The sequence below is a fragment of the Mucilaginibacter sp. UR6-11 genome (assembly GCF_020880695.1).
Classification (GTDB): domain Bacteria; phylum Bacteroidota; class Bacteroidia; order Sphingobacteriales; family Sphingobacteriaceae; genus Mucilaginibacter.
The window spans coordinates 197,244-222,872 of the sequence record NZ_JAJIWO010000007.1 but is presented as its reverse complement, the minus strand read 5'-3'; the positions used below and the strand labels follow the sequence as shown (position 1 = coordinate 222,872).

Here is a 25,629-nt window from a genome sequence, read left to right as displayed (position 1 = left end):
GCCTTATAGTTGTAGATGTTTTATTAATTGGGACTGGTAAATGTTGGGCGGATGTCAAATATTGGATATATAGCGTACATTAAACCAAATAAATTGCAAATTTGTGGGTGCTGAAATCTTATGAGTGAAAAAACAATACTGGTTTGGTTTAGGAATGATTTGCGTATCCACGATAACGAAATTTTGTTAGAAGCTGTGCGCAAAGCTGATAAAGTATTACCAGTTTACTGTTTTGACCCGTACTATTTTAACACCGGCGCTAACGGCGCCCCAAAAACAGGCGCGCTGCGTGCCCGTTTTTTGCTGGAGTCGGTAGCTGATCTTCGCAAAAACTTGCAGGCATTAGGAGGCGAGTTAATTGTCCGCGTAGGTAACCCCGCCGAGGTATTGCCGCAGTTGGCCACGCAATATGCCGTAAACGAGGTTTATCATCATCGCGAAGTAGCCTACGAGGAAACTGATATATCTGAGCAGGTTGAAACTTCGCTCTGGAACCTAAAGCTTAACCTCAAACATTTTATAGGGCATACTTTATATCATAAAGAAGACCTGCCTTTCCCGATAAAAGATATTCCGGATAGTTTTGCAGTCTTCAAGAAGAAAGTAGAGCGCGACAGCAATGTGCGCCCGTGTATAGCAACCCCCGAAAGTATTATCACCCCTGAAATTACAGATGCCGGCGAACTGCCCACCATGCAAGAGTTGGGTTTAAGTGAACCTGCTGATGACCTGCGTGCTCGGATAAAATTTACCGGCGGCGAAACAGCAGGGTTGGCACGTCTGGAAGCTTATTTTACCAATAATGACCAGGTAGCCCCAACCAGGGGCCGTAATGGCGCCACGGTTGATCGTTCGTCCAAACTGGCGCCGTGGCTGTCCTTAGGCTGTATATCCATGCGACAGGTATACTGGGCGGTGGTTAAGCACGAAAAGGCAAACAATGTACATAATACCGGAATGCTGGAGCTGGAGCTGTTATGGCGCGATTACTTTAGGTTTATGTTTAAAAAACACGGCAAGCAATATTTTGCAACCGACGAGCAAGCCAAAACAACCCTAGCAGAGAAACAGTCGCTTTTTGAAAAATGGAAGACAGGCAGCACCGGCGTGCCTTTTATTGACGCCAGCATGCATAAGCTAAATGCTACGGGTTATATAAGTAATTTCAGCAGGCAAATGGCAGCAGGTTACCTGGTGCGCGATCTGGAGGTCGACTGGAGAAAAGGCGCTGCTTATTTTGAAGAAAAACTGATCGACTATTCGCCAGCCAGCAATTGGGGCAATTGGGCGTTTATTGCCGGCCTGGGCCATGATCCGCGCGACAACAAATATTTTAATATTACCAAACAGGTAAGCGAACTGGATACCAACAGCGAGTTTATCAATACCTGGGCGCCCGCTGATGCGAATATAGGGCAGACGGTTGCCATATAGCGCGCCATTAACCCACACGGTCATCGCTTGCCAACCGACCTCTTCCCGTAAAAACCAGGCGGATAATCGCTACCATAATAAGCACCATGCCTCCAACAAAAACAGACAATTGAATGATACGGCCTGCATTAAGGTGGCGTATATTTGGTATATGAACTCCTTCGAACAATTTACGATAATCATCGGCCTTTTGGCAGTGCTTTTTGAGGGGCTTGGATATGTAGGTGCCTTCCTGCACAAAATTTTACCTTAACAAAACCGCAGCTGCTAAGTTTTCCACCGGGTTGATATAATGTAGTTGGTTTTATCAATTATGCAACTTTTTGTGGAAAAAGTCGTAAATCATTTACAATTAAATTTAAAGTTTATAATACGTTATGCTTACTTTTGCACTATTCTTAAGATTGGTTTACAATGGATAGCCTCAATTATATAAATAACAGCAACGCAGCTTTTATTGATTCTTTATACGAAGCCTATAAACAAAACCCCGAATCGGTTGAGTTTGGTTGGCAAAAATTTTTTGAAGGGTTTGATTTCGGGCGCGGGTCACAGGCGCCAACAGTTAGTGCCGAAACCCCTGATCACTTTTTAAAAGAAATCAACGTACTAAATATGATCGATGGTTACCGGGGCAGGGGGCATTTGTTTGCCAGGACGAACCCGGTGCGAGATCGCCGCCAATATTTCCCGGGCAAAGAACTGGAAACTTTCGGTTTAGCCAAATCAGACCTTGATACCGTATTTAACGCCGGTGTTGAGGTGGGCATGGGGCCGTCCAAATTGAGTGATATCGTGCAAATGCTCGAAGAGACTTATTGCGGCACCATCGGTACAGAATATCACTATATCCGTAACCCGATTAAAGTTAAGTGGTTCCAGGACAGGATGGAGAGCCAGCGCAACAAGCCGTCATTCTCTGCCGATGAGAAGAAACTAATGTTGCGTAAAGTAAGCGAGGCAGTGATTTTTGAAAATTTTCTGGGCACTAAGTTCCTGGGCCAAAAACGTTTCTCGTTAGAAGGTGCCGAAGCTTTGATCCCTGCCATGGATTCTGTTATCCAGAAAGGTGCAACCCTGGGCATTGAAGAGTTTACCATTGGTATGGCACACCGTGGCCGGTTAAACGTGTTGGCCAACATCATGAAAAAAACCTACAAGGAGATCTTCTCTGAGTTTGAAGGTAAAAACTATGATGAGGATTCAACTGCAGGTGGCGACGTTAAATATCATCTTGGCTTTTCAACAGATGTTGAGGCTGAGAATGGTAAGAAAGTTCATTTAAGCCTTTGCCCCAACCCTTCACACTTAGAAGCGGTTGACCCGGTTGTTGAAGGCTTAACCCGCTCAAAAATTGATTTTAAATACAATGGCGATCATACTAAGATCGCCCCTATATTAATACATGGCGATGCTTCCGTAGCTGGTCAGGGTATTGTGTATGAGGTGTTGCAGATGGAAAAACTGGATGGTTACCGTACTGGCGGAACTATCCACCTGGTTATTAATAACCAGATAGGTTTTACCACTAACTTTATTGATGCACGCTCAAGTACTTATTGTACAGATGTGGCTAAAACCGTTTTATCGCCGGTTTTCCACGTTAATGGTGATGACGTTGAGGCATTGGCTTATGTAATAAACATGGCTATGGAGTACCGCCAGGTTTTCCATGATGATGTGTTTATTGATATCCTTTGCTACCGTCGCTACGGCCATAACGAGGCCGATGAGCCTAAGTTTACCCAACCGGTATTATACAAAGCTATCGAGGCGCACCCAAACCCGCGCGAGGTTTATTTAACCAAGCTGATGGCCGAGGGTGTTATTGATGATGCTGAGGTTAAAAAGATGGAGAAAGATTTCCGCGCGTTGTTGCAGCAGGATCTTGATGAATCAAAAGCTGAAGATAAATTTACTGAATCAATCCCGATGTTTGCAGGCGCATGGAACGGCCTGCATCTGGCTACTGAAAGAGATTTTAGCGCCTCGGTAAATACAGCCGTGTCTAAAGACGAATTATTGGCTATTGGTAAAAAAATTACCGATTTGCCTAAGGATAAAGTGTTCTTCAAAAAAATAGAGAAATTGTTTGAAGAACGCAGCAAAATGGTTAATAGTACCCAAACTTTTGATTGGGCGATGGGCGAGTTAATGGCTTATGGTTCTTTAATAAAAGAAGGACATCCCGTACGTTTGAGCGGCGAGGATGTTAAACGTGGTACATTCTCTCACCGTCACGCGGTATTAACCCTGGCTGATTCTGAAGAAGAGTACACGCCTATGGACAGCATCGAAGGTGAAAAATTCAGCATCTACAACTCGTTGTTGTCAGAGTATGGTGTTTTAGGTTTTGAATATGGCTACGCGCTGGCAAACCCTAATGCGTTAACCATCTGGGAAGCACAGTTTGGTGATTTCTTTAACGGTGCCCAAACCATAGTTGACCAATATATCGTAAGTGCCGAAACTAAATGGCAGCGTGGTAATGGCCTGGTAATGTTGTTGCCTCACGGTTACGAAGGTCAGGGACCAGAGCATTCATCCGCACGCATTGAGCGTTTTATGGAGCTTTGTGCTGATAACAATATTCAGGTTGCTAACTGTACTACACCGGCAAACTTCTTTCACATATTGCGCCGCCAGATGTTTCGTGAGTTCCGCAAGCCATTGGTGATCTTTACACCAAAGAGCCTGTTGCGTAACCCTAAGTGTGTGTCGCCTTTGGCTGATTTCACCGATGGTGTATTTAAGGAAGTTATTGACGATACTTATACTGACGCTAAAAAGGTTAAACGCGTATTATTTTGCTCGGGCAAAATCTATTATGATCTGTTGGAGAAACAACAGACTGATGAACGCAAGGATGTTGCCATAGTGCGTTTAGAGCAGTTGTATCCAACCCCGGTGCAGCAATTAGGCGCTATAAGGGCTAAATACAGTAAAGCCACAGATTTTATCTGGGTGCAGGAAGAGCCGGAGAACATGGGCGCGTGGCCATACCTGTATCGCAAGTCGCGAACAGAAGAGGCTTTAAAATTTGATATTATATCCCGCAACGAAAGTGCGAGTACAGCTACCGGGTTTGCTAAACAGCATGCTGCGCAGCAATTGTACATTATATCAAAAGCATTTGAATCGCCGGCAGGCAAAAAAATGAAAGAACAGGTTAAGGCAACTACCGAAAAAATGGCGACAGCCGGAGCTGACTAATAAGTTATAGGTTTTGGGTGCTGAGTTATGAGTAGTTTACTGATAACTTATCATCTTTATAATAAACACTCAATACTCACACTACAACTATCAACATGAGTTTAGAAATTAAAGTCCCGCCGGTAGGCGAATCAATTACAGAAGTAACGTTATCAAGCTGGTTAAAAAAAGATGGCGATACCGTTGCGATGGATGAAGCCATAGCCGAACTGGAATCTGATAAAGCCACTTTTGAACTCACTGCCGAAAAAGCGGGAGTATTAAAAACGATAGCAAAAGAGGGCGATGTTTTAGCCATTGGCGCTGTTGTTTGCAGTATTGAAGAGGGCGGGGTCGCAGCTACAGCTACAGCTGCATCTGCTGCCGAAGCTGCTCCTGCCGCCAAAGCAGAGGCTATGCCGGTTGGTGCTGCTGCCGAAAAAGGAACAACCTATGCATCAGGCACACCATCGCCTGCTGCCGCAAAAATATTAGCCGAGAAAGGCGTTGACCCAGCAGCCCTTGCCGGCACAGGCGTTAACGGACGTATTACGAAAGAAGACGCCCTTTCAATTGATAAGGTGTCAGAAAATCCACAAACTCGTAATGCCGTCGCTGCCGCCGCTGCAGCAGCCGCTCCGGCCCCTACCCCTGCACCGGTAAAGGCCGGCGAAAGAAGCGAGCGACGCGAAAAGATGTCGCCATTGCGTAAAACTGTGGCCAAACGCTTGGTTACCGTTAAAAACGAAACGGCCATGTTAACTACTTTTAACGAAGTAGATATGTCGCCGATAATGGAGATCCGTGGTAAATACAAAGATAAATTTAAAGAGAAATATGGTGTTGGCCTGGGCTTTATGTCGTTCTTTACCAAAGCCGTTACCGAGGCATTGAAAGACTGGCCAGCAGTTGGCGCACGTATAGAGGGCGAAGAAGTGGTATACAGTAACTTTGCGGATATCTCTATCGCAGTGTCTGCTCCAAAAGGCCTGGTAGTACCTGTTATCCGCAACGCGGATAGTTTAAGCCTCGCCGAAATAGAAAAAGCGGTAGTAGTTTTGGCCGGAAAGGCCCGTGACAATAAATTATCATTAGAAGAAATGACCGGCGGAACGTTTACCATCACCAACGGCGGTGTTTTTGGTTCAATGCTGTCAACACCTATCATCAATTCGCCGCAGTCGGCTATATTGGGTATGCACAACATTATTGAGCGTCCGGTTGCCGTAAACGGCCAGGTAGTTATCCGTCCAATGATGTATGTTGCCCTGTCATACGATCATCGTATTGTTGATGGCCGCGAATCGGTAAGCTTCTTGGTAAGGGTTAAGCAACTGCTGGAGGATCCTGCCAGATTGTTGTTAGGCGTATAAGACTTCTGTCCGCTGATTTTAAGATATGTTGATATAAAGCCCGGGTTTGCCGGGCTTTTTTCTTTTACAGATTTGTCATTACGGGCGCAACATGGCGAACAATATCAGATGGCATCCTGATGATTGCTTTGTTCTCGTAATTACATATTGCATTATACTTGGGTTTCCCTCTTCAGGGTTAGCAGCCCTATATCATCCGTTTCAACGCCCATATATATCCCGTATGCAAACCTTCATGAAACGGAACGAACTTTACCGCCTCATCAATGTTGCTTAATTCCACACCATAACGGCTTGTCCAGGGTATATAGTTGTCAAATCTGTTGGTTTGTAAGTCGGCTTCCAATTGGTCAAGCGTTAACAAGAACAACGTTTTGATAACTTCCACTTCATTGGCGTCAACAAATTTTTCTGGTTTGGTTTCGGGCAAATAAGCGGTAAAAAAGCGCTCATCAATAACAATGTCCAGGCCGGCACGTTTATAGCAAAGATTTTGTTGTGCGGCTACTATGTGGGCTAAATTCCAGATAATGTTATTATTGAATCCGGCAGGCACTTTATTTAGCTGATCGACATTTAAATCTTTTATAAGATTAAGCAGGTGCAGGCGGGGCATTTTTATTATTTCAATGGCTTTGGTCATGAGTGTAGTTATTTCCGGCTAATGTAACAGTTATCTGCAAAATACATTTCCGCAAGGCACGCAATTATTTATATACCTTTGCAGCTACTTGAATTTATACGTTTAAATGACATTATCATCCGTCCAAAATAGCAAGCAGTCTGACAAGCCTATCTGGTATTTTTTGTTTTTTTGGACGATCTTAAACATCATACAGGCCGCCACCCTTGAATTGCATGCCGATGAAGCTTATTACTGGATGTATTCGCGCTACCTGGACTGGGGATACTTTGACCACCCGCCTATGGTGGCCCTGTTCATCCGCTTGGGCGATAGTATAGCGCATACCGAGCTTTGCCTGCGGCTTATTACCATTATAACAAGTACCGCATCTGTCTATATATTGTGGCTCATCCTTAAAAGATATGCTGTTAATGCAGGAGCGTTTATACTGGTGATATCAGGTACGCTTATACTGCATATTTATGGCTTCACTACCACGCCTGATGCGCCGTTATTCTTTTTTGCGGTGCTGTTTTACTACTTCTATCAAAAATATATTGATGACGATAGCTGGTCGCTGGCATTGATTCTGGGTGTAGTTATAGCCTGTATGCTTTACAGTAAGTATCACGCCGTGTTGCTGGTGGCGTTTACGGTGATCAGTAACATCAAATTATTAAGGCGTCCGTCATTCTATGCTATAGCAATACTGGCTGTGGTGCTTTATATTCCGCATATTTTATGGCAGGTAAATCATAATTTTCCGTCGGTAAATTATCATTTGTATGAGCGGGCAGTAAAGGTTTATAACCCGGAGAATAGTTATTTATACATACCCGGCCAGTTATTAATGGCCGGGCCTATAGTTGGCTGGTTTTTGTTTTACCTGGCCTTTACCACTAAAATAAAAGATGCTTTTATAAGATGCCTGATGGTAAACGGCATTGGCACTTTCGCTTTCTTTTTCTTTACCACTTTAAGGGGCGAGGCGCAGCCGCATTGGACATTGATAGCATTTGCCCCTTTAATAATGCTGGCGCTGATCAGGTTTAAACAAAGGGACAACATACCCCGGTGGTTTAATATACTTGCAATAATCAATGTCGTATTAATTGTTGGTTTACGCCTGGGTATGGTATTTGAAGCGCCTTTAGTGACCCGGATAGGGCAGATAAAAAGCTATTATGGCTTTAAAGAATGGTCACATCTTGTGAAACAAAAAGCTGGCGACAATTATGTTATTATGGATGACGGCTTTCAAAACCCCGCCAAGTATAACTATTATACCAACAGCCTGAAAGCTTTCTCATACGACTCGCGTTATTACCGCCATACCCAGTTTGACATTTGGCCTATGGAAGAGCAAATGCAACATAAACGGGCTTATCACCTGATTGACACTGCTAATGCCCGGGTTGAACTAGCGGTAAATACCAAAGCCGGCAAATGGTATGGCGCTTGGGTAAATGACGTGCGCACTTACCAAAAAGTGAAGATTGATGCCGGCTTTAGCCACTTAAAATTACTTGCCGGTGAAGAAAGGGCTATTGATTTAACCATCACAAATCCATATTCTTACACCGTTGATTTTAGCAATAAAGAAGCACGCCCTAAAGCGTTACTTGGCGTGGTTTTTTTTAAAAGCGACGGTTTTATATTTGCACAAAAAAGCGGCAGTGATTTTAATAATATAATTTTAAAGCCCTGCCAAAGCACTCATTACCTGTTTCATGTCAAAGCTCCGCTTAAAAAAGGAAAATATGAGATGATGTTTTCTGTACGTACAGAGCCTTTTGAAGGGAGCAAGAATAGCAAGATTATTAGTCTTGCAGTTGATTAATTAATTTATCTATGTTAAAGAAAGCCTACCTGATCCTTTTTATTTCAGCAATTGCCAATACAGCCGCGCTTGCACAACAAAGCCTTGATGTTAATTTTAACGGATTTGGATTTTTAGATAACCGTGAGTATAAAGCTTTTGTTCCGCGTTCGCGTACTTATTCAGGCACCCGTACCATGCTTGATTTTGGTTTGAATTTAGACAGTCTTAATCATTTTATTGTTGGCGCAAACGCTTTGCATGAGTTTGGTGCACAGCCATTTTTTGGACGGGTTGATCCCGTTGCCTATTATAAATATACCGGTACCAAATGGAATTTTTACGCCGGCGAATTCCCGCGGCAGGGTTTGTTAGATAATTATCCGCGTGCTTTATTAAATGATACACTACGCTATTATCGTCCCAATGTCGAGGGTTTGCTGGCGCGATATCAAACTGAAAACTTTACAGAAACAGGCTGGATAGACTGGGTGAGCAGACAAACAGCCACGCGCCGCGAGCAATTTTTATTTGGCTTCTCGGGGATATATAAACCTAACGCCTACGGACCGTTTTACCTGTCGCATTATTTTTTCCTGATGCATGATGCCGGGGCAGAGATCTCTGTGCCTAATGACCATATCAATGACAACGGCGCGGGAGAAATAAAGCTGGGTCTTGATTTCAGTCATAAAACGGTCTTAGACTCGCTTACCTTCGAAGCAGGTGGATTGTTCTCATTAGAGCGTGAGCGGGGCGTAGACGGCTTTAAAACACCTGCAGGGTTTGTATTTACTGCCTTTGCCAGCTATCATAAATTTGCATTGTATGAAGAGTTTTACCACGGGCAGGGTAGTACGGTTGTTTATGGTGATTCTTATTATTCAAAACCCACCTACAATCGGATAGATATTATTTACACGCCATTTTTGTTCGATAGGATAAAGGGCCAGTTTGTTGCCAGCTTCCATTTTTCGCCGGGTAATTTGAATGATAATCAGGAGGTTTTCAGGATAAGTTATGATTTAGGCAGGAAAGTGTTAAAGCGGTTTTCGCAGGATTGATAGATTGCGTTATTTAATAGCACTGATTTGAAGTACAAGCATAAAAAAATGAGTTACAAATCTGTAACTCATTTTTATGCTAATAAAAATTAAAATCTTTCAATATCCCCGCTGCCGCTTTTTGATTTTGAGATGTTTTTAGGGTTTCCGCTATAATGCACATCTCCTGATCCGACCACATTGGCTTGCAGATTGCCGCTTACATCCACTGAGGCATCGCCCGATCCGCTTACAGAAACAACTGCATTAACCGAGCTAAGATTACGGGCAGAGTAATCACCGGAGCCTGTTACGTTTACTTTCTGACCATCCGCATGGCCGGATATTTTTATATCGCCTGATCCGGTAATACTGCTAATCAATGATTTTACAATTACCTTGCCCAGTAAATCACCTGATCCTGTTACTTGCAACCGCAGGGTATTTGCATTGATGCCTTCTTTAAAAAACACATCGCCTGATCCGGTAAGCGCAATGCCGTCAACGTCCTTAATGGTTACATAAACAACCATTTTTTTATTACCAAAAATATTGTTCCATCTAAAATGCTGCTTGGTGTAAATGTTTAACGTGCCGCCTTTAACATCAGTCAGGATATTTTTTATGACATCAGCAGGTGCTTCAACTTTAACCGACTCGGTCGCACCCTGGGTAATGTATACATCAAATGGTCCGGATACCTCAACAGCATGAAAGCCTGAAAGATGGCGATCTTCGGTATCTGCAAAGGTTTGTGCCGCGCTGCCAACCAGTAGCAGGGCAATAAAAATTCTGATAAGTTTCATAATAATAGTTTGTTTTGTTTTTATATATGACGCTATTTTTAAGTAATGCGTTACAATAAAAGTAAAATTAATCAACCATTACGCCTACATAATAGTTAAAGGTGTCAACCTCCACATTATCCCTGGTAATTCCATCAATATCTACGGGGCTAAAATAGCCCTTGCCAATTTTTATAAACTTATATTCACCGCCTTTAACACGCACTTTTAATGGCATAGTAAAACTGCCGGCACTGGCTATCCATTTGGCCATTAGCTTGCCGTTAACAGTGGCAAATTCAACTATAGGCAGGTCGGTGTAATGCAGATATTGATCAAATACAGGCAGCAGGTTTGTACCGGATTGATTGCTTATATATTGCGTGATATCATCATAGGTAACCGTTTTATGGTAGAAGGTTTTATTTAAGCCACGTAATATACCACGCCATTTTTCATCATCATTGATAATGGTACGGATCATGTTTAAAATAACCGATCCTTTATTATACATATCGCCCGATCCTTCTTTATTTACGTTATAAGGTCCCACAATGGGGGTAGTATTTTGAATGGTTTTACGCAGGCCGCTTACATATTGCTGGCCAAGTTGCTTGGTTGAGGTACTTTCTACAAATAATGATTCCGAGTAATCGGTGAAACTTTCATGGATCCACATATCGCCCAGATCTTTTGAGGTAATGTTATTACCGAACCACTCATGTCCACTTTCATGCACAATAATATAATCCCAGGTTAAACCGATCCCGGTACCTGACAAATCGATTCCGGTAGGCGTCCCCCTGTGGCCGGCATAATAGCCGTTAACATAATGGTTGCCATAGGCAACACCACTCTGGTGCTCCATGCCCAGATGCGGGGTTTCTATCAGCTTATAACCGTCCTCATACCATGGGTAGGGGCCAAACCAGTATTCAAAAGCTTTTAACATACGTGGCACATTAGCGGCAAATTGTTTTTTTGCTTTTTCAACGTTATAAGATAGTACCCAAAAATCGGTGGTTAATTTACCTTTTTCGCCGTGATATATATCCCCAAAATGGGTGTAATTGGCTATGTTGGCTTCTACATCATAATTATTGATAGGGTTAGACACAAACCAGTCAAAACGCGTATAGCCATCTTTTAATTCGGTTTTTTTACGCAGGCGGCCGTTTGATACGTCGGTTAATCCTTTGGGCACACTAATACTGATCAGGATGCTGTCAACTTCATCAGCCTGCTGGTCTTTATTTGGCCACCAGATGCTTGCACCGGCACCCTGGCAGGCCGTGGCCACAAATGGCCGGCCTAATGAATCTGTAGTGTAAACCACGCCGCCATCCCAGGGAGCATTTTTGGCGATGGTAGGGTTACCAGAGTAAAATACGGTAAACTGATCTTTGCTGCCTTTAGCTATGGTTTGCGGAAAAGTTATAAAAACAGCATTAAACTCGCGTGTAAAAGGTAATTCGTTGCCTTTGTAAACCACTTTCTCAACCTTAAGATTATCGTACAGATCAAACTGCAGTTTGGTAAAATCCTGCGTAGCTGTAAATTTAAACAGATTGCTACCGCTGATGAATTTTTTATCAATATCAAACTTCACATCAAGGTGATAATAGTTGATATCATAACAGGTACGTAAAGGCGTCGGGTAGCCGCGCAGTGAATCGCCACGGGTAAATTTTTCTTTGGGGGCCATTAATTGCGCCTGCGCGCTAAAAGACATTATCCCTAAAAGCATAAGGAGCGATCGGTGTAATTTCATGAAATCAGTTTAATTATATTCAAATATAATACTCTGCAGGTTATTTGTGCCGGTGCAGCAGCAAAATAACCGCGGCGCAGGCAGTACCGGCACTGTTGCCGCCATCATAATAACCAATAACACCGGCTTTAAGCCCATAGCTATCAGCGGCATAAACTTTACCTCCATCTAAAAAAGCCGCCGGTTTAGCTTTTAACTGATAGGCATCTGCAAAGTATACGGTTGTGCCTTCAATAAAACCTATCACTTTATCTTTAAGTTGATAGGCATCGGCTGCGTAGATCTTGTCATCCTCCAAAAAACCGGTTACTTTCTCTTTTAGCCCGAAACTATCGGCCGAGTAAATTTTGCCGCCCTGCAGGTATCCGCAGGCTTTAGTTTTTACCCCATAAACATCAGCACCATAAAGTGTTTGGGCAGCGCAATAGGCTGCGGGAAAGAAGGTAAATAGCAATAAAATGGTTAAGGTTTTCATTATTAATATAAATATAGTGTAAAATGGTAATTACCAAACCAACTAATCTTTAATCTCTGAAAATTAACCGATCAGTAATCTCTAAAAAACGTAACTTTGCGGCACAAAAAGTACTACTATTATGCAATATGATGTTATCGTTATAGGTTCTGGTCCGGGTGGTTATGTAGCCGCTATACGTTGTGCCCAGCTTGGTTTAAAAACAGCTTGTATTGAAAAATATACTACCTATGGCGGCACCTGTCTTAATGTGGGCTGTATTCCGTCTAAGGCCTTGCTGGATTCGTCTGAACATTTTTACAATGCGGGGCATGCATTTACAACCCATGGCATTAACCTTAGCAATTTAAAGGTTGACATAAGCCAGATGATGAAACGTAAGGCTGACGTAGTTGCTAAAAATACAGCCGGCATCAGTTTTTTATTTAAAAAGAATAAAATTGACGGTTACCAGGGTATGGGGTCGTTTAAAGATAAAAACACCATAACCATCACTAAAGCCGACGGCACTACGCAAGAGATAACCGGTACAAACGTTATCGTTGCAACAGGCTCAAAACCATCAAGCCTTCCATTTATTAAGATAGATAAAAAACGCATCATTACGTCAACTGAAGCATTGTCATTGCCTGAGATACCTAAACACCTGGTATTAATTGGCGGTGGCGTAATTGGCCTGGAGTTAGGATCGGTTTATGCGCGTTTGGGCGCCAAGGTATCGGTAATTGAATTTATGGATGGCATTATCCCGACGATGGATAAAAGCCTGGGGAAAGAACTGCAAAAGGTATTGCAAAAACAAGGGATGGAGTTTTATCTCGGCCATAAGGTAACCGGCGCATCTGTTAAAGGTAAAGAGGTTACCGTAACTTTTGATGCGCCTAACGGCGATAAAAAAGAATTGAAAGGTGATTATTGCCTGGTTGCTGTTGGCCGTATTGCTTATACAGATAGTCTTGGCTTAGATAAAATTGGTATTACCGTTGAAGAGCGCGGCCGCAAAATTACGGTTGATGAGCATATGGAAACCAGCGTTAAAGGTGTTTATGCCATAGGCGATGTGATCCGCGGTGCAATGCTGGCCCATAAAGCAGAGGACGAGGGTACCTACGTAGCCGAAACCATTGTTGGGCAAAAACCACATATTAACTATAACCTGATACCGGGTGTTGTTTATACCTGGCCAGAAGTTGCCGCTGTAGGTCAAACAGAAGAGCAGCTGAAAGAAAAAGGTGTAAAATATAAAACAGGTTCTTTCCCGTTCCGGGCAAGTGGCAGGGCTGTAGCCAGTGGTGATCTGGATGGTTTTGTAAAAGTACTGGCCGACGCTGCCACCGACGAGATACTTGGTGTACACATGATAGGCCCGCGTGCTGCCGACATGATCGCCGAAGCTGTTGTAGCGATGGAATACCGCGCCAGCGCCGAAGATATATCACGCATAAGCCATGCGCACCCAACTTATACCGAAGCCATGCGCGAAGCTTGCTTAGCCGCTACAGATAACAGGCCGATACATATTTAATATTTATATAGCGTCCGGATTTTTTGATTTGGACCTGGCAATAGAAAAGCTCAACTGAATTTAGATTTGGTAAGCTTTTTTATTGCAGCCTGGTTTCTGCTAACCATCCCTTCAATGTAATTACATCTGCCTTCATAGCTTTAATTACTTCGGCTTCAGGTATAGCTAATTTAGTCGCACCATCATTTGCGCCGCCTAGCGGGTATTCGTAATGGAGAATAACCGGGCCTTTAAATTCAAGCTTCTTTAACAATGCCAAATATTTTCTGAAATCAATCATGCCTTGCCCCAGCGGCACGTTCTCTACCTGCCATTTATCGCCTGTTTTTTTCCAGTAAAAATCCTTGATGGTGATAGAGCCTATATAGTTCCTGATCAGCTCTAAATTAACGGGCCAGGCTTCTGCGCCGTCAACCGTTGCGTGATGTATATCATACTGACAGCCAATCCACTCGGGGTCTAAGTCCTTTAATACCTCCCACAAATCCCATATCGAGTTACCAAAACGGCCGGTATGATTCTCATAATCGCCATGTATTTCGTATTGTTTATTAATCGCGGCCAAGCCGGCAAAACGTTTTTTTATTGCGGCGAGGTTTGCTAAGGTGTCCAATTGCTTATCATAGTTGTACCAACCCATTCGGTAATTTTTTATAGCTAATTGCGACGCCGTTTTTAAAATATCAATAGTGTATTTGTCATCGGCGTCTTTAATGTCGGTGGTGATGGAGTTGATTTTTAAACCCGCTTTTGTTACCGCTTCCAGGGCTTTTGGCAGGTCATCAGCTACCCGTTCAGGTAACACATGCCCGCCGGTGCGCACGGTTAGGTCAATGCCATCAAACCCTAATTGTGCCGCCTGCCGGGCCATGTCTGCATAGTTAAGCCATTGCAGGTGTTTAGAAAATATGTTCAGGCTGTGTGCGTTGCCGGCAGTAGTGTTTTTAAATGAAGACGCAGGCAAGAGCCTACCCAATACGGGTGCGCCAAGCGGTATCCCGGCTAAAGTAACGGCGGCGCCTTTTATAAAGTTTTTGCGCGAGATATCATCTCTCATGATCTGTCAGGTTAGATAGCGGTTAGTTTAAAGCTACAAAATAGAAATATTTTACCCTGCAAAAAAGCCCTCCGGGTTATCCGAAGGGCTTTTGCATTAAATTCTGAATGTATTAGCAATGGTTATTGTATTGCTGTACGGAATATTTTATGCGTGGTTTTACCAGTCAGGGTACAGAAAATATAATAGTATCCATTAAATTTCTCCACGTCGTAAATAGTGTAACCCGCCGGGTTAACATATTTTGTGAAGTTTGCACCATTATCTCTTGATAAATTGAAGGTGAAGCCACCATACATTACTTCTGTTCCGTTTGTTTTTACAGCATTAACCGCCTCATCAGTGACCTTGCTCCAGCCATCACCCTGATTGGTTGTACGGTATAAGCGTATATCTGTAAACACAGGGGAAAGCGCTGCCGGTGCATACAGCAAAAACGCACTGGTCGAGTTGGCTTTGATAAAATCTACCTCGCCGACACCAAAAAAATGATATCCCGTATTGCCGTTGGCTCCTACCCAGGTTTTGCCCTGATCTGTAGATCGATAAAATATTTTTGGAGTAGTGGTTGTATTGTTTGTATTAAGATCAACTGCGTACCAGTATTTGCCCGTAGGGTCGCTTGTAATATAATCAAGTGTAGCTACAGATGTTATGGTATTTTTTGTCCAGGTTACACCTCCGTCCGTGGATGTGTATAAAATATTGCCATTGATAACGCTTACCTTATTGCCTAAAGCAACAATGCCAGTAAAACCAAGATTTGCATTAAGTGCATTTGGTGTTAATTTAGTCCAGGTAGCGCCATCTGTAGATTTTGCTATACCATAATTTGTTGTTACGTAAAAAGCCGAATCGTTAGCTGCAAGCAAATGTATCTCTAAACCTGTTTTAGTGAATGGAAGTGCATTGTAAACGTTTGTAAACGAAGTTCCGTCTGCGGTTAAGTAAACATAACTGGATTTAAAACCACCTGCAAATATCATTTTGTTAGCAAGGCGGGCGGTTTGATTAAAATCCGAAATAGGACTGGTAAAACCAATATCGGTCCAGGTTGTCCCATTGCCTACAGTAAAGTTACTTGTGGTAATAGTTGCTCTGCCTTTAACACTAACGGTAATTGCGCCCGTTGCTGCCCCTGCAGGAACAATAGCAGATATTTGAGTTGCGGTGGCTGCAAACACAGTGGCCTGGATGCCCTTAAATTTCACTAAATTGTCTGCAAGTGTAGTAGAGAAATTGGTGCCTTTAATTAAAACAGTGTCACCAATTTTTCCGGCTGCCGGGGCAAAAGAAGTAACCGTAGCTACTTGCAAATAGGTAAAGACAGGGCCGGTAGTCAAATCGCTGTTTAAGATTTTTAAACTTACGGCGCCGGTAACACCATTTTTCGGAACAATAACTTTCAGGCTTGTTGTTGTCGCCTTTATGATTTTTCCGGCGAGGTCATTAAATGTAAAAACGTTTTCGGTAAGTACAGTACTATAGTTAACCCCTGTAACTGTAATTGTATCACCGGCCAGGCCTTGTGCAGGAACAATGCTTTCGATAGTAGGTTTGGTTGTAACAGGGGTTGGGTCAACAATCGCTGTTTTAGGCTGCACCGTCTTTACATAATTAAGACAGGTAAATGAACCTGTTGCGGTAAACTCTCTGGCCGGAGGGCTTACAAATTTAAGATCCCACTTTACCGTAACATCGTTACCGGTAACGCTGATAGTAATAGTACCCGCGTAAGCATACCAGGTATTGCCGTTTACTTTTAGCCGTACATAGCTTTGTGTTGGATTTGGCGTGGTGGTAACACCATTAACCCTTAAACCCGGAAAACCCGGATTAGAGGATGTCCCCAGTTTCTTTGTGATGGTTTGAGCTCCGGTTTTAACATCATTTATGTAGATGTCAAATTTTTCACCGGCTGTACTTAAAGTGGTTGATGTCAACAATGACTTTACGGGATCGCCGTCTGTTGAGTAATAGGTGGTTGACATTGAAGACTCATCAAGAGAAACCGTTCTTCCGTCAATGACACCGTCAAAACTAGTTTTTGGTACCGCAATAGGGGCAATTGTTTGCGTGTTTTTTTTGCACGAACTGGCAATGGTAATAAGCAGCAACAAGCCGCCCATTTTTAATAGGGGATTTAATCGTATCATTTGTTTAATTAATTAGGTTAATTATTTACATAAATATCACAATAATTTTACATATACAAGTAAAATATTTTTTTATGTAAACATACTTTTTAGTCAGTATTTGCGAGATCGTTACTCTTCAGTTATTATTTATAGCTGATAGAAGGAAGAAATACCCATGTGGTTTAGTGACAATGCTGTCGGAGGTAAGTTACAAAATTGTAATATTTAAATCCGGAATTGCTAACCTTAACCAAATTTTATTACAACAAGATCTCGAACACCGTTTAATAGCATCCTGATTTGCAAATTAATTCCGAAATTTGGCGCCATGCTGCAAATTCAACAAAACGTTTCGCTAAAAAACTTTAATACTTTCGGGGTAGAAGCCAATGCACATTTCTTCGCCGAAATAAACCATGAAGACGAACTGGTTGAATTATTTATGGATCCCCAATGGCAGCAAACCCCGCGTCTGGTAATAGGCGGCGGCAGCAACCTGTTATTGATCAATGATTTTGACGGACTGGTTATCCGCATGAATATCCGCGGTATTGAACATCGCATCAACCATAACGAAGTATTTGTTGAAGCCGGCGCAGGCGAGGTCTGGAATGACCTGGTAAACTTTTGTGTGCAGCGCGGCTATGCCGGGCTGGAGAACCTCAGCCTGATCCCGGGTTCGGTTGGCGCGTCGCCTATCCAAAACATTGGCGCCTATGGTGTCGAGTTAAAAGATGTTTTCTATAGCTGTAGGGCTTTTGAGATCAATACCAGTCAGTTTAAAACTTTTACCAAAGCGGATTGCAAGTTTGGCTATCGCGAAAGTGTTTTTAAAGCCGAGCTGAAAGGCCGGTATATTATTGTATCGGTAAAATTTGATCTGTCACTCATCCCCAATTTGAATTTGCGCTACGGCGCGATAGAGGAGGAGCTGGCTAACCGTGGTATTACTGAACCTACTATAAAAGATGTATCGCAGGTAGTGTCCCATATCCGCGTAGCTAAACTGCCCGACCCGTCAACGATTGGGAATGCGGGTAGTTTTTTTAAGAACCCGGTTATCACGGTCGCCGAATTTGAACCGGTAAAAGAAAAATTTCCGGAAATTGTAAACTATCCGGCAGGCGAAGGGTTAATAAAATTAGCAGCGGGCTGGTTAATTGAACAATGTGGCTGGAAAGGAAAAGTGGTGGGTAACACCGGCACCTGGAAGAACCAGGCTCTGGTTTTAGTGAACCATGGTAGCGCAACGGGCGAAGAAGTGTACAACTTTTCGTCGCAAATTATAGACAGTGTGTATTCCAAATTTGGCGTTTCACTACAGCGCGAAGTGAATATTATCAGTTAATTTATTTCCATTTTTGGTTAATTTGACAAAGTGTAATCCTATTGTCATGGGCCGGTTTATCCCCTTGTTTTTTTATTTAATATACTGTAAAACAAATAATTGCAAAATTAATGGTGTAGGGGTTACACCACTAATGGCGGTACTAAAGCGCCAGGATCATCCTGTTACTGAATTTGTATAATGGTATAGCATTTGTCTAGATACCAGTACAAAACATAACAGGATGACAAAGATTGAGTTTAACACCCTAGTATTACGTCAAGCAAGTTCATTAAGGTCATACGCCTTACACTTTACTCATGACGCTGATGATGCTAACGACCTTGTCCAGGACACGATGTTGAAAGCCATAACTTATTACAATAAGTTTAAAGAAGGCACTAATTTAAAAGGATGGTTATATACCATCATGAAAAACACCTTCATCAACAATTACCGCCGTTTTGTTAAAATGAGCACTTTTGTTACAAAATCTGATGAGATTTCATCTCCTAACCTGGTATTTAGTTCAACCAAAAACCAAGGTGAGGCCAAGTTTGTAATGGACGATATCAAAAAGGCTTTAGAAAGATTACCTGAAGATTATTATGTGCCCTTTACCATGTATTTTGAAGGGCATAAATATCACGAGATTGCTGATCACTTAACCATCCCGATCGGAACTGTTAAAACCCGCATTCACGTAGCTCGAAAATTGTTAAAGAAAAATTTAAAGGCTTATGATAACGGTGTTAAAAAACCAATCTACGCAGAGAATTAGGATTAATCAACTCAACTAACTATAAAAGAAAAACCCGCTCAAAGAGCGGGTTTTTTGTTGAATCTATTTTTGATAACTCCCAAATAATTTGACCAGTTTATCTGGGTAATCAGATATAAGTCCGTCAACCTTTAAATCGGCGAGGGCCTTCATAGCTGCTTCGTCATTAACTGTCCAGGGAATAACCAGTATGTTATTTTTATGAGCGGCTGTTACCAAGTCAGGAGTAACAATTTTTTGTTCAGGACTAAGTATGGTAGGGTTGAAGCCTAAAAGCTTGATATTGCCATCATAATCGCCAGTTTGTATTAAGAATGCTGTTTTTACTTCTGGCATTTGCTGATGCAATACTTGAAGCGTACGGGGATCAAATGATTGAATAATAACACGGTTGGTGATATGCTTCGATGTTATCACATCCATTAGCAATTTCACAAATAGAGCAGGGACGGGATTGTTAATATTGTCGCCCGACGCCGAACTTTTAGTTTCAATATTATAATAAACCGGTTTAAGATGATTGGTTTTGGTATAGGCCTCCACACTGTCAATCAGATCAGCCAGCAGGGGTTTATACGTCCTGATTTTTTGTTGCTGCGGAAAATCCGGGTAGCTTTTAATTCCTTCAATATACATCCTGATGCTGTCATAGGTCATTTTATACAGCGCATGTTGCTTTTCTTCGGCTTTGGTTAAGTCAGAGCCATCGGGTTTTTGCATAAATGCAGCAGTCATTACACCATCGTGGGATACCACTACTTTACCGTCAGCAGTAATACGGGTATCCAGCTCAAGGGTTTGTACACCAAGCTTTACGCCGTTTAACATAGCCGGGATGCTGTTCTCAGGCATAAGGCCGCGACCGCCCCGGTGTGCCTGGGTATCAAATTGCTGTGCCTTAACCTGTAAAGAACCGGCAGTAATTAATAATGATAAAATATATTTCATAACAATTGATTTTATTGATGCGCTGCCCATTTAACGGCATTGCGTAAAATAGTTTGATAGGGCGTAATATCATGCGACCCGGCATCATGGCCTAAAGCGATGCAGACGATACGTGCCTTTTTATTTTTTACGATAAATACAGATGGGTAAACAATAGCCGACCCGGCAACGTGGTTATCAGCCAGGATCTCAATCCCTGGCCCAGCCGGATCAGGGATATAATGATAGCGTTCATCTTTCAATGTAAATTGCTGTTCAACGCCTTTAATTACCGCGTGGTTAGGATTAACTATATCTTCGGTAAAGCTATCATAACGATCATGCTCATTGGCGCCGCCGCTTACTAATTGCAAATTATACTCGGGCCAGTCTTTCCAATTGTACCATAGTGCGGGGTGGCCCAGTATCAGACCCTTGCCTGCATTGGCAAAGGCAAAAATCGCGTCGCGATTTTCTGCGTTGATGGGCTGGTTGGTAACCAGATACAGTACGTCGGTGTTTTTTAAATAGGTACCAATTGAATCGGTATTGCTGGTATAGGTTACGCGGCATAACCCGTCGCTACGCAGGGTGGCGGCATCTGCCTGTTTGTACCATCTGTCAAAATCGTGCGAGGTGCCACCACCAACAATTAATACCCGGATAGGTTTAGGTTGCGAATAAGAAACGCAGCTTACAGATAGCAAACTAATAACGATCAACCCGGCTATTACCCGGCAGTTTTTTAACACAAGGATTGTTTGCATAGCTGCGGTGTTTTTAATGGGCGCTAAAATAGCGCATACTTGTTAACTTTCTGACAAGATTAGTTTATCAAATCTGCCTGGTAAAAGTGGCAGTGAGCCTGCCATTAAGTATAAAGTTCAGGTTTAAATCTTTTAGCTAATAAACCCGTTGCTTGCATTGGATCTATTTCGGCCATTATAACACCCGTTTTACCATAGGTTTCATGTACAAGGCAAGTGCCGTCAGGGGCGATTATGGACGAGACGGATTCAGGGAAATGTGACGAGTAATTCGCGCTTGCAAAATAAATAGTGTTTTCTAATGCCCGCATCATTATGGCCTGTTCATAATAAGGGCTGTTCCTGTTTCTATATTCAACCAGTTTAGCGCCATTAACGTTGCTGCAGTTGCAGTGCGGGTGGAAAACAATTGTGGCACCATGGCGTGCCGCCCACCGCACAGATTCCGGATATCTGAAACCTTCATGGCAAATGGTGATGCCAAACTTAACGCCGTTTATTTCAAAGATGCTTCGTTCGGTACCGGGTATCCAAATGTTATCTTCTGTAGGATCTAACTGATTTTTGGTTTGATAACCCAGCACCTCGCCGGTATTTGATATTACATGCGCAATATTAAAAAATCCCCGGGGTGTATACCAATCCATAGGCAATATAATAGCAATGTTATTGTCTGCGGCTATGGTGCAGGCTTTTTCAAGCGCATGCTGCATTTTTTCGGGAGATGATGTTTCAATGGTCAACTCCTCTAATGGATAGCCCGGGATATAAGACTCCGGAAAGCAAACAATCTCCGCTTGTTTTTCAGCGGCGTTTTTCACCAGCTTTTCCAGCCAGTATAAACCATCACTTATCGATTTTGGGAACGGAGGTGAGGCTATTCCTATTTTCATAGCAACTAATATATTAAAAATCGCTTAATTGATAGATCGTTTTTAATACCCGTTAACGCGAAAGTAAAGCGTACTATTTATCCTCAATTACCGATAAAATATTACCTGCCGGATCTTTAAACCAGGCAATGTTTGGGCCCTGGCCGTTGGCGCGCACAATGCCTTTTTTGTCCGTCTTCATATATTCTTGGTCATACTGCTCAAATACAATACCTTTTACAATCAACGCGTCAACCGCGTTATCAATATCCGGCGCCAGGAAATTAAGTACGGTAAAAGTAGCTGGCTCATGGTTGGGCTTTGGATAAACCATGATGTTGTTGCTGCCTGTAATATGCAGCTCAATTATCCCCATTGGATTGTCGGATACTTCTAAACCTAAAACTTCGGTATAAAACTTTTTAGCTGCCTGTAAATCATTTACAGAAAAACTGCTGAATGCTTTTGAATCCTTAAACATGATTTTTTGTTTTTGCTAAGTTACTTTTCTTTGAGGTGAGCCGTAATGGTTATTAGAGCCAATTGTAAAGGGCATACAAGACATTAACAGCCCGATCAACAATTGGTTTTTTTATTGATATTTGCCGGCACCATTGATGAAAAGAATCTTACCTGCCATCGTTATAGCGCAATTTTGCTGCACCTCTGTATGGTTTGCGGGTAACGCTATTATGGGCGATATAGCCAGACAATTGCAGCTGGAGCCAACCTACCTGGCTCACCTGATCAGCGCAGTACAATTGGGTTTTATCGCCGGAACCCTGGTATTTGCCATACTTGGCATAGCCGACCGGTTCTCGCCGGTTAAAGTTTTTTTTTGCTGTGCGCTTATATCTGCAGTGATTAATCTGGGTGCCGGTATTGCCGGCATTGACGCCTGGTTATTGATATTATGCCGTTTTGCAACCGGTTTTTTCCTGGCGGGAATTTACCCGGTGGGGATGAAAATAGCATCAGATCATTATCGGCAGGGATTGGGTAAATCATTAGGATTTTTAGTAGGGGCGCTGGTTTTAGGTACCGCTTTTCCGCATTTGTTAAAAAGCATGATCGCTGTCCTGCCGTGGAAATACGTGATCTATTCAACTTCCATTCTCTCAGCCTTAGGTGGGTGCGCCATGTTGCTGTTAGTGCCCGACGGGCCAGGCCGCAAGCATGGCCAAAAGCTAAGCTTTACCGGATTTTTAAGCGGATTTAAAGACAGTAAATTCAGAGCCGCGGCCTTCGGTTATTTTGGCCACATGTGGGAGCTGTATGCTTTCTGGGTATTTATACCCGTAATATTAACAGCTTATAAGGACCGCTATCCCACTGCTGGATTTAATGTGCCGTTATTGTCCTTCCTGGTCATCGCCACCGGTAGTATCTCCTGTATTGCAAGCGGCTTGTTGTCGCAGCGCTTTGGCGCAAAAAAAATCGCTACCCTGGCTTTATTCATCTCGTGCATTTGTTGTGTGATATCGCCGCTGTTACTATTCAATAGTGCTGAGCTAGCCTTCATTATTTTCCTCTTTATCTGGAGCATAGCCGTAATCGCCGACTCGCCATTGTTCTCAACGCTCATCGCTCAAAATGCTCCGGCGGTATCTAAGGGATCATCATTAACTATTGTAAACAGCGTTGGTTTTGCAATTACCATCGTCAGTATACAATTAATTAATGCTTTGCGTAGCGCGGCAAATGCGCACTATATTTATGTGTTGTTGGCCATAGGCCCGGTATTTGGTTTGCTTACTTTAATAAAAAAAGATAATGAAAACTAAATCCGCTTATAAATTCTACTCGTCAGGAGCAAAATCACCGTCGCCCTAACTCAATTCTGCTAAAATATCCGCTGCTGAATAACCTGCATGAAGTTATCCTTAAACTTTTCGCTTATCGGTATCTGTTTATTGGCTACGTAAATATGGTTGTCCTGGATCTTATTGATCTGTTTGGTGTTAACGATATAAGAGTTATGCACCCGTACAAATGGTGCTTGCAACTGTTCTTCAATATCCTTTAACCGGCGATAAATCAAGATCTGCTCGGCAGGCGTTACCAGGCGTACATACTCTTTCTCCCCTTCAAAATATTGAATATCTGCCAGTAAGATATTACGCAGTACCTTGCCCGATTTTACGAAAAAATACTCGTCGGTTATTGGTACAGCAGGTTTTCCATTTGAGTCGCGGCTGGCAAAATAACCCTCTATTTTTTGCATTGCCGCTAAAAAACGTTTTAGGGTGATGGGTTTTAACAGATAGTCGATAGTTTCAAAAGTATAACTTTCGGCAGCATACTCTGAGTAGGCCGTAGTGAACACAATTTTAATATCCCCGGGTAACAGGCTGGCCAGTTCCATGCCACTTAGTTGCGGCATGTTAATGTCCAGAAAAATAAAGTCTGGTTTTTGTTCTTTTAAAAATGCCAATGCTTCGGGCGCGTTATAGCATTTTCCCAACACGGTCCATTTAGTATTTTGCCCGATCAGTATCTCCAGCAATTTTACCGCGTTAGGTTCATCATCAATAATAAGGCAGCTTAAACTCATAGCGGGACCTTTAAATAAGCCGTAAAAAAATTATTGTGTTTACTGGTATGCAGTTCAAATGTATTGCCATACAACAGTATCAAACGTTTTTCCAGATTTTTTATGCCGAAGCCGTTTGTTTCGGCAGTTGCCGATGCCGGGTGTATCTTATTGACAGTTTCAAACACTAAATAGCTGTCATCCTGTATTAATGATAATTCAATTTTGTTGTCGCTGCTTGATTTATCTATGCCGTGCTTAAAAATGTTTTCCACAAAAGTCATCAGCAACATGGGCGGGATGCGTAACTCTGAGTTACAGGCCTGCACGAATGCGAGGTCAAGATCATGCCGCATGCGGATTTTTTCAAGGGCGATATAGTTTTCCAGAAACTGGATTTCGGTAGTAATAGCAACCTGATCTTTCGGGCTCTCGTCCACAAAATACCGCATAATGTCTGACAGCCTTTCAATCAATTTAGCGGTTGTTGGAGCTTCGCGATAGGCTTCATAATAAATATTGTTCAATGTATTAAACAAAAAGTGGGGTTGCACCTGTGACTTTAGCAAGTCAAGTTCTGCCTGGCTTTTTTGCGCCATTATTTTTTCTGATTGCTGTTTCAGATCAAAATAGGCAATAGCTATTCTGAAGATAAAGCTGAGCAGGAAAGTCAAAAACCCGGTTACAATAACATAGATCAGATCACTGGCTGCCATTGTCATCGGCTTGGTGGCAATCAATTTATTATACAGGTAATGGGTGGTATAACCGCGTGCCAGCCCGCCACCCACCAGCATAATGATCACATAAATAACATACTGGACTTTACGACCCGTCAGATAAAACCGCGGAAAAAGCACCAGGATATTGCCATAAATAACCAAGAGGTAAAATGCCACGCTAACCGGCGCGAAGATGAAGGCGTAAATCCATCCATCCATAGGCAACACAGAAAAAAAGAGGATTAGGAAGACGGCTATCCAGATGAGCCATTGCAGGCGCGTGGTGATAGCCATGTTCTTTATAAAATTCATTTTTAAATCTACAAAGCTTTTTGAGTTTGCCCAATTGTTTTAAACAAACTACCCGGTTTATTCAATAGTTACACAACCTTTTATAATTGCGCCGTTGATGGTTTTGCGGCAATCATTTAAAATAAAGCACTACGTGTTGAAATGATTTGAC

21 protein-coding genes are annotated in these 25,629 nt (G+C 42.5%); 9 read left to right on the top strand and 12 right to left on the bottom strand.

Going from position 1 to position 25,629, the window contains the following annotated elements:
* The first annotated feature begins 120 nt into the window (after positions 1 to 120).
* From LJ658_RS16435 to odhB, 3 genes are all read left to right on the top strand, one after another.
* On the top strand, positions 121 to 1,434 hold the full coding sequence (locus LJ658_RS16435; protein WP_230547625.1) for a DASH family cryptochrome: 1,314 nt from the start codon (positions 121 to 123) through the stop codon (positions 1,432 to 1,434).
* A 414-nt stretch (positions 1,435 to 1,848) separates the two neighbouring features.
* On the top strand, positions 1,849 to 4,647 hold the full coding sequence (locus LJ658_RS16430; protein ID WP_230547624.1) for a 2-oxoglutarate dehydrogenase E1 component: 2,799 nt from the start codon (positions 1,849 to 1,851) through the stop codon (positions 4,645 to 4,647).
* Positions 4,648 to 4,742: 95 nt separating this feature from the next.
* Positions 4,743 to 5,999: a 2-oxoglutarate dehydrogenase complex dihydrolipoyllysine-residue succinyltransferase gene (gene odhB, locus LJ658_RS16425; RefSeq protein WP_230547623.1), complete on the top strand. Its 1,257-nt coding sequence runs from the start codon at positions 4,743 to 4,745 to the stop codon at positions 5,997 to 5,999.
* A gap of 187 nt (positions 6,000 to 6,186) precedes the next feature.
* Here the strand turns inward: odhB and LJ658_RS16420 are convergent, their stop codons facing one another.
* Positions 6,187 to 6,642, bottom strand: a complete 456-nt coding sequence (locus LJ658_RS16420) for a DinB family protein (RefSeq protein ID WP_230547622.1) — start codon at positions 6,640 to 6,642, stop codon at positions 6,187 to 6,189.
* Between the two features lie 106 nt (positions 6,643 to 6,748).
* On the opposite strand from LJ658_RS16420, the gene LJ658_RS16415 reads away from it, so the two are divergent.
* Complete coding sequence (locus tag LJ658_RS16415; protein WP_230547621.1) at positions 6,749 to 8,464, top strand: glycosyltransferase family 39 protein; 1,716 nt, start codon at positions 6,749 to 6,751, stop codon at positions 8,462 to 8,464.
* Positions 8,465 to 8,475: 11 nt separating this feature from the next.
* A complete protein-coding gene (locus LJ658_RS16410) occupies positions 8,476 to 9,507 on the top strand; it encodes a hypothetical protein (protein WP_230547620.1) in 1,032 nt (343 codons plus the stop codon).
* An 89-nt stretch (positions 9,508 to 9,596) separates the two neighbouring features.
* Here the strand turns inward: LJ658_RS16410 and LJ658_RS16405 are convergent, their stop codons facing one another.
* The 3 genes from LJ658_RS16405 to LJ658_RS16395 all read right to left on the bottom strand — a co-directional run bounded on the left by LJ658_RS16405 (position 9,597) and on the right by LJ658_RS16395 (position 12,517).
* Positions 9,597 to 10,292: a head GIN domain-containing protein gene (locus tag LJ658_RS16405; RefSeq protein ID WP_230547619.1), complete on the bottom strand. Its 696-nt coding sequence runs from the start codon at positions 10,290 to 10,292 to the stop codon at positions 9,597 to 9,599.
* A 67-nt stretch (positions 10,293 to 10,359) separates the two neighbouring features.
* The gene (locus tag LJ658_RS16400) at positions 10,360 to 12,042 is read right to left on the bottom strand and encodes a M1 family metallopeptidase (RefSeq protein WP_230547618.1); all 1,683 of its coding nucleotides are present in this window, start codon (positions 12,040 to 12,042) and stop codon (positions 10,360 to 10,362) included.
* Positions 12,043 to 12,082: 40 nt separating this feature from the next.
* The gene (locus LJ658_RS16395; protein ID WP_230547617.1) at positions 12,083 to 12,517 is read right to left on the bottom strand and encodes a hypothetical protein; all 435 of its coding nucleotides are present in this window, start codon (positions 12,515 to 12,517) and stop codon (positions 12,083 to 12,085) included.
* A 121-nt stretch (positions 12,518 to 12,638) separates the two neighbouring features.
* On the opposite strand from LJ658_RS16395, the gene lpdA reads away from it, so the two are divergent.
* Positions 12,639 to 14,042, top strand: coding sequence for a dihydrolipoyl dehydrogenase (gene lpdA / locus LJ658_RS16390; protein WP_230547616.1), 1,404 nt, complete (start codon positions 12,639 to 12,641; stop codon positions 14,040 to 14,042).
* Between the two features lie 79 nt (positions 14,043 to 14,121).
* Here the strand turns inward: lpdA and LJ658_RS16385 are convergent, their stop codons facing one another.
* Positions 14,122 to 15,099 carry a sugar phosphate isomerase/epimerase gene (locus LJ658_RS16385; protein ID WP_230547615.1) on the bottom strand — a complete coding sequence of 326 codons (978 nt, stop codon included), beginning with the start codon at positions 15,097 to 15,099 and terminating at the stop codon, positions 14,122 to 14,124.
* Between the two features lie 122 nt (positions 15,100 to 15,221).
* Complete coding sequence (locus tag LJ658_RS16380) at positions 15,222 to 17,255, bottom strand: IPT/TIG domain-containing protein (RefSeq protein WP_230547614.1); 2,034 nt, start codon at positions 17,253 to 17,255, stop codon at positions 15,222 to 15,224.
* A 310-nt stretch (positions 17,256 to 17,565) separates the two neighbouring features.
* Here LJ658_RS16380 and murB point away from each other — a divergent pair, with 310 nt between their 5' ends.
* Positions 17,566 to 18,585, top strand: coding sequence for a UDP-N-acetylmuramate dehydrogenase (murB, locus tag LJ658_RS16375; RefSeq protein ID WP_230547613.1), 1,020 nt, complete (start codon positions 17,566 to 17,568; stop codon positions 18,583 to 18,585).
* A 223-nt stretch (positions 18,586 to 18,808) separates the two neighbouring features.
* Entirely contained in the window at positions 18,809 to 19,345 is a 537-nt protein-coding gene (locus LJ658_RS16370; RefSeq protein WP_214072300.1) for an RNA polymerase sigma factor, read from the top strand.
* A gap of 63 nt (positions 19,346 to 19,408) precedes the next feature.
* Here the strand turns inward: LJ658_RS16370 and LJ658_RS16365 are convergent, their stop codons facing one another.
* The 4 genes from LJ658_RS16365 to LJ658_RS16350 form a co-directional block, all read right to left on the bottom strand.
* Entirely contained in the window at positions 19,409 to 20,293 is an 885-nt protein-coding gene (locus tag LJ658_RS16365; protein WP_230547612.1) for a glycerophosphodiester phosphodiesterase family protein, read from the bottom strand.
* A gap of 11 nt (positions 20,294 to 20,304) precedes the next feature.
* On the bottom strand, positions 20,305 to 21,039 hold the full coding sequence (locus tag LJ658_RS16360) for a ThuA domain-containing protein (protein WP_230547611.1): 735 nt from the start codon (positions 21,037 to 21,039) through the stop codon (positions 20,305 to 20,307).
* A 104-nt stretch (positions 21,040 to 21,143) separates the two neighbouring features.
* Positions 21,144 to 21,932 (bottom strand): carbon-nitrogen hydrolase family protein, encoded by a 789-nt coding sequence (locus tag LJ658_RS16355; protein ID WP_230547610.1) that lies wholly within the window; start codon positions 21,930 to 21,932, stop codon positions 21,144 to 21,146.
* 73 nt (positions 21,933 to 22,005) lie between these two features.
* Positions 22,006 to 22,392, bottom strand: a complete 387-nt coding sequence (locus LJ658_RS16350; RefSeq protein ID WP_230547609.1) for a VOC family protein — start codon at positions 22,390 to 22,392, stop codon at positions 22,006 to 22,008.
* A gap of 136 nt (positions 22,393 to 22,528) precedes the next feature.
* Here LJ658_RS16350 and LJ658_RS16345 point away from each other — a divergent pair, with 136 nt between their 5' ends.
* On the top strand, positions 22,529 to 23,695 hold the full coding sequence (locus LJ658_RS16345) for a nitrate/nitrite transporter (RefSeq protein WP_230547608.1): 1,167 nt from the start codon (positions 22,529 to 22,531) through the stop codon (positions 23,693 to 23,695).
* A gap of 59 nt (positions 23,696 to 23,754) precedes the next feature.
* Here LJ658_RS16345 and LJ658_RS16340 read toward each other — a convergent pair whose 3' ends face one another.
* Together LJ658_RS16340 and LJ658_RS16335 are read right to left on the bottom strand one after the other, a co-directional pair.
* Positions 23,755 to 24,465: a LytTR family DNA-binding domain-containing protein gene (locus tag LJ658_RS16340; protein WP_230547607.1), complete on the bottom strand. Its 711-nt coding sequence runs from the start codon at positions 24,463 to 24,465 to the stop codon at positions 23,755 to 23,757.
* The gene (locus tag LJ658_RS16335; RefSeq protein ID WP_230547606.1) at positions 24,462 to 25,478 is read right to left on the bottom strand and encodes a sensor histidine kinase; all 1,017 of its coding nucleotides are present in this window, start codon (positions 25,476 to 25,478) and stop codon (positions 24,462 to 24,464) included. Before LJ658_RS16335 ends, LJ658_RS16340 begins: the two co-directional genes overlap by 4 nt.
* Positions 25,479 to 25,629 lie beyond the last annotated feature (151 nt).